The organism is Frankia sp. CcWB2 (assembly GCF_977927585.1).
The window spans coordinates 1-5,357 of the sequence record NZ_CDWRCM010000171.1 but is presented as its reverse complement, the minus strand read 5'-3'; the positions used below and the strand labels follow the sequence as shown (position 1 = coordinate 5,357).

Sequence of the window (5,357 nt, the reverse complement as noted above, 5' to 3'; positions counted from 1 at the left end):
GATGTGCCAGCCGGGCCGGCCGGGGCCGAACGGCGAGGGCCAGGACGGCTCGCCGGGGCGGTGTGCGCGCCACAGCAGCGGATCGAGGGGGTCCTTCTTGCCGGTGCGGCGCGGGTCACCCCCGCGCTCGGCGCAGATCGCCAGCATCTCGGCCCGGCTGAGACGCGAGATCTCCCCGAAGGCGGGTGCGGTGGCGATCGAGAAGTACAGGTCGTCGTCGACCTGGTAGGCCGCGCCCCGGTCGACGAGCTCCGCCACCATGTCGACAATCATCGGGATGACCTCGACCACCCCGACGTAGGCGTCCGGCGCCAGCATCCGCAGTGCGGTCATGTCCTCGCGGAACAGATCGATCTCCCGGTCGGCGAGGGCCCGCCAGTCCAGCCCGTCACGGGTGGCTCGCTCAAGCAACGGGTCATCGACATCCGTTACGTTCTGTACATAGTGGACGTGATGCCCGGCGTCTCGCAGCACACGCTGCGCGAGGTCGTAGGTGAGGTAGGTGAAGGCATGCCCCAGATGCGTCGCATCATAGGGCGTGATGCCACAGACGTACAGCCTTGCTGTGGCGGCCGGCGCCAACTCGCGTACGCTCGACGTGGCCGTATCGAAGATCCTCAGTGGCTTCCCGTGACCGGGAAGAAAACGTATCGGAGGAGATTGCCACGCCTGCATGCGTGTCAGAGTAACCGCGAACCGACTCTCCGGCGGGCACGGGGAAAGTAACCGCAACGTAACCGACGGCATCCCAAGCCGATCCACCCCGGATCACCTACGGTGACATCTCATGTTCTCCCGCACCTGTACCCGCACTGGTTGACCCGCCCAGAACCAGAACCCGTTCAGAACCAGAACCCGCTCAGAACGGCGGCCAGGGAATCGCCGGCCAGTCCCCCGAGGGCAACGGGAACCGGCCCTTGGCCAGAAGCCCGTCGACCCGCATGGTGAGGGCGTCGACCTCGGTGACCGTGAGCAACTCCTCGAGCCGGTCCCGGAAGGGGCCCGCGAGCGCCTCACGCAGGTCGTCGAGCAAGGCGGTCTCCTCGGCATCGAGTCGCCTGCCCCGCCAGGTCCACAGCAGGGTGCGCAGCTTGCCGTCGGTGTGGAAGGTCACACCGTGATCGATGCCGTGAATTCGGCCGGAGGGCGCCGGCAGCAGGTGCCCACCCTTGCGGTCGGCGTTGTTGATGACGGCGTCGAACAGGGCGATCCGGCGCAGCTGGGAGTCGTCGGACCGGGTCAGCGCCACCAGGTCCACGGTGACGTCGGTATCGATCCACAGCTGCACCATGCCCTCGCCGAACGGGCCGTCACGCAGAATGGTAGGCGGGACGATGCCAAGCCCGAGCTGCTCGGAGACCTCGTAGGCGGCCAGCTCGCGGGCGGCGAGGGTGCCGTCCGGGAAGTCCCACAGGGCGCGTTCGCCGCGGACCGGCTTGTAGACGCAGCGGCCGGTCACCCCGTCAGCGCAGATGTCGCAGCAGAGCGTCGTGTTGCTCGCGTCGACCAGCCGGGCGGTGATCTCGAGGTCACCGCGGCGAAGGAGGTCGAGGGCGGCGGGGGCGTCGAGGCCGCCCCCGTCGATCGGATGCAGTGGCGGTCGCCACCCCGGGGTGGAACTCGCCGCGGAAACGCCCATCATCTCAGTCTGTCCGGTCCGGCAGGGTGATGTCACCGGACCGGACGGTGAGCGACATCTCTCCCACACCGCCAGGCCGACCGGACCGCACCGCTACCACGGACCGTACCCCCGCCATGGACCGCACCGCTACCACGGACCGCGCACCCGCGGCGGCCGGGCCCGGCGCCCCTCGCCGGCCGCATCAGCGCAGGTGACCGTTCTGGCGCGGGCAGACGTGACCGTCGTCCAACGGCTGCCCGCACAACGGGCAGGAGGACCGGCCCGCGGCCAGGACCCGCGCCACGCGCCGCACGAACGAGCGCGCCTGCTCGGACTCCAGCAGGACCCGGACGGCGTCCGGCCCGTCGGGATCATCGGAGAATCCGACGACCGGGTCGGTCACGCCCGTCGCCTGCGCCTCGATGACGACCCGTCCGCCACGCGGATCCCAGCCGAGCGCGATCGTCGCGGCCTGGAACTCCTCGTCGATCGGCAGATCGAGCGGTGACAGGTCGGGGTCGGCCGGGGCGGGCTCGGGCGGCGGCGTCGCGCCACGGCGGCCCAACTCGTCGAGCAGCTCGGTCAGCTGTTCGGCGAGCAAGGCGACCTGAGCCTTCTCCACCGCGACGGTGACGACCCGCGCCCCGTCGCGGGCCTGCAGATAGAACGATCGGGCACCGGGAAGGCCTACGGTGCCCACGACGAACCGCTGCGGCGGGTCGAAGACGTGTATCCGGCGCGGCATGCCCGATCAGCCCGTTCCACCACCGGCGCTGGGACGGAAACCGCCGGCACCGCCACCGATCACCTCGTCCACGTCGAGCCCACTGGACCCCGGCGACCCCAGCGACCCCGGGGACTTCGAAGACCCCGGCGACCCCGGCGACTCCAAGGACTTCCGGGACCCGGGAGACGACGCCGCGGCGCCGACGGCCCCAGCGGAGCCCTCGGCCCGGGGTGGCGGGAGGAGCTCGACGACGTCCCCGCCGGTGTCGTTGATGCGCCGGACGAAGGGGCGGCGCTCGTTGTAGCGGATCACGGTCAGGGAACAGGGATCGACGGTGATCCGGTGGTACATGTCCAGATGCATGCCCAAGGCGTCGGCGACCACCGTGCGGATCACATCGCCGTGCGAGCACAGCAGCCAGGTGGCGTCTGGGCCCAGCCGCTCGTTCCACTCCCGCACGGCGCTCACCCCACGGGCCTGCGTGTCCCGTAGTGCCTCACCCTCGGGACCGGGGAAGACGACCGCGCTGGGATGGCTCTGCACCACCGCCCAGAGCGGATCCTTCGCCAGGGTCACCAGTTCCTGCCCGGTCCAGTCACCGTACCGGCACTCACCGAGCCGCTCGTCGATCTCGACCTGCTGCGTGCCGTCCAGGCTGGCCTCGCTGACCGGACGGCGTCCGGCGATCATCGCGGCCGTCTGGCGGCAGCGATCGAGCGGGCTGCTGACGATCGCCGCCAGCGGGATGTCGGCGAGGCGTCGCGCCAGGTCCGACGCCTGGCGGCGGCCACGGTCGTCCAACCCCACGCCGGGCGTCCAACCAAGCAGGATCTTGCCGGTCACGGCGGTCAGGCCGTGGCGGACCAGCAGGACTGTGGTCAACCGGTCCGTCCCTTCTGTTGCTGACGCTCACTGTTGCTGACGCTCACTGTCTCCGCCGGGCCGGACGCGCGGGTGGCCCCGGATGCGCGGGTGAACCCGGACGCACGGGTGAACCCGGACGCGCATCGGTCGGAACGCGCGACATCGCCTTCATACAGCCATGCCGCCAGACAGCCGTCCCGGATACCACGCTACCCAGCGGGCTACAACAGCGGCGGAACGGTTCGTCGTTACGCTTCCCGGCATGCCGGACGAGTACACGACCGCTTCCGCCTCGGAGCCTGACGCGGTCGGCCCGCAGGCACGAGCGGACCCGCAGCCAGCGGACCCCGAGGAGGTCTTCGCCGCGTTCTGCGGGGCGGGGCTGTGGCCGGGGCTGGGCCGCACGACGGCCGGCCGGCTGCCCGCGGCCGGGATCACCCGGCCCGACCACGTCGACGTCGGCCGGTTGGGCACCGTCGAGGGGGTCACCGGACCGCGGGCCCGGCGGCTCGCCGACAGCTTCCGCGCCGTGGCGGGCACGTACGCGGTCGTCGAACTGCTCGTCGCCGCGGATCTTCCGGCCCGGCTCGCGCGCGGGGTGACCGACCTGCTGGGACCCGCGCCCGCCGACCTCCTGCGGGCCGATCCGTGGATGCTGCTGACCGCCGCCGACACCGAGATCGCCCAGGCCGACCGGTTCGCCCGCCGCCGCGGTCTGCAGCGCGACGATCCGCGCCGGGGCCCGGCGGTACTCACCCATCTGCTCGGCCGGGCCGCCTCCCGGGCGGGGGACACCGCGGGCCCCGTGCAGGCGGTGCTGCGTGCCGCCGCGCGCGAGGGGGTGGCCGATCCGACCGCGGCGCTCGACGACGGGCGGATCATCGCCGTCGGCGACCGGATCGCGCTGGAGCGGCATGCGATGGCCGAGCAGTCCGTCGCGGACGGCATCGAACGGCTGATGGCGACCGCCGAGCCGCTGCGCGCAGGCGCCCCCAGAGCCCGCCGCCGACCCGATGACGGGTCGGGGTACGACGGGTCCGGGTACGACGGCGACGACGATCCGGCCGGGCGGGCCGTGTCCGCACGGGCCGCCACCGCCCCGCCTCCGACGGCGCTGGCGTTCGACGACGACAAGGACTTCGACGACGACAAGAACGACAAGAACGACGACAAGGACGAGGGGGGGAACGGGAGCAACGACGAGGTAGTGACCGGGCTGGACGAGATCCAGCTCGCGGCGGCGCGCGCCGCGCTGGAGTCCGGCGTCAGCGTGCTCACCGGTGGGCCGGGAACGGGCAAGAGCCGCACGGTCGCGGCCGTCGTACGACTGGCCTGGGCGGCCAAGGCGGTCGTCGCACTGGCCGCGCCGACTGGACGGGCTGCCAAACGCCTCGAGGAGCTGTGCGGGGCGCCGGCGAGCACCCTGCACCGGCTGTTGCAGGCTCAAGGGCGCGGCAGCGGGTTCGCGCGCGGCGAGCACAACCCGATCGACGCCGACCTCGTCGTCGTCGACGAGGCGTCGATGCTCGACGCGGAGCTCGCCGCCGCGCTGCTCGACGCCTGCGCGGACGGTACGCACCTGATGTTCGTCGGGGACCCGGCCCAGCTACCGAGCATCGGACCGGGGCAGATCATCGCCGACCTGCTCGAGTCCGGTGAGGTCCCGGTGACCGAGCTGCGGCGGTTGTACCGGCAGGCCGACGGCGGCGCCATCGCGACGATGGCCGCCGCGATGCGCGGCGGGGAGCTGCCACCGCCACCACCGGGGCCTGGCCGGGAGGTCGTGGTGGTGCCGTCCGGCAGCTCCGGCGAGGCGGCGCATCGCACCGTCCAGCTCGTCACCAACTCCATCCCCCGCGCGCTCGGCATTCCCGTCGCAGACATCCAGGTCGTGACCCCGGTGCACGCCGGTCCGGCGGGCACCACGGCGCTCAACACCGCGTTGAAGGGCACGCTGAACCCGGGCGGCGGCGCCGTCTCCGGGTTCGACATCGGGGACCGTGTGGTGGCCACGGCGAACCATATCGACGTCGGATTCGCCAACGGCGAGATCGGCACCGTCGTCGCGCTGGGCGAACGCGGTGCGCTGCGGGTCGCGTTCCCCGGCGGCGTCGTCGAGGTGCCCGCTGGTGTGCTCGGTGATCT

The 5,357-nt window shown here is 72.2% G+C and carries 4 protein-coding genes and 1 pseudogene; 1 reads left to right on the top strand and 4 read right to left on the bottom strand.

The window, feature by feature from the left end:
- From ACY45C_RS16500 to ACY45C_RS16485, 4 genes and pseudogenes are all read right to left on the bottom strand, one after another.
- A pseudogene (locus tag ACY45C_RS16500) lies at nucleotides 1-675 on the bottom strand (cysteine--1-D-myo-inosityl 2-amino-2-deoxy-alpha-D-glucopyranoside ligase); the annotation flags it as partial.
- 184 nt (nucleotides 676-859) lie between these two features.
- Complete coding sequence (locus tag ACY45C_RS16495; protein WP_462188470.1) at nucleotides 860-1,639, bottom strand: SCO1664 family protein; 780 nt, start codon at nucleotides 1,637-1,639, stop codon at nucleotides 860-862.
- A 184-nt stretch (nucleotides 1,640-1,823) separates the two neighbouring features.
- Complete coding sequence (locus tag ACY45C_RS16490; RefSeq protein ID WP_462188466.1) at nucleotides 1,824-2,366, bottom strand: DUF3090 domain-containing protein; 543 nt, start codon at nucleotides 2,364-2,366, stop codon at nucleotides 1,824-1,826.
- 6 nt (nucleotides 2,367-2,372) lie between these two features.
- Nucleotides 2,373-3,230: a histidine phosphatase family protein gene (locus ACY45C_RS16485; protein ID WP_462188465.1), complete on the bottom strand. Its 858-nt coding sequence runs from the start codon at nucleotides 3,228-3,230 to the stop codon at nucleotides 2,373-2,375.
- Nucleotides 3,231-3,474: 244 nt separating this feature from the next.
- On the opposite strand from ACY45C_RS16485, the gene ACY45C_RS16480 reads away from it, so the two are divergent.
- A partial coding sequence (locus ACY45C_RS16480) for an AAA family ATPase (RefSeq protein ID WP_462188464.1) occupies nucleotides 3,475-5,357 on the top strand: 1,883 nt, incomplete at its 3' end.

What these genes read in the sequence shown, in the direction of transcription:
- ACY45C_RS16490 (WP_462188466.1), bottom strand. Translation starts at nt 2,366, where the DNA reads ATGCCGCGCCGGATACACGTCTTCGACCCGCCGCAGCGGTTCGTCGTG.
- ACY45C_RS16495 (WP_462188470.1), bottom strand. Translation starts at nt 1,639, where the DNA reads ATGGGCGTTTCCGCGGCGAGTTCCACCCCGGGGTGGCGACCGCCACTG.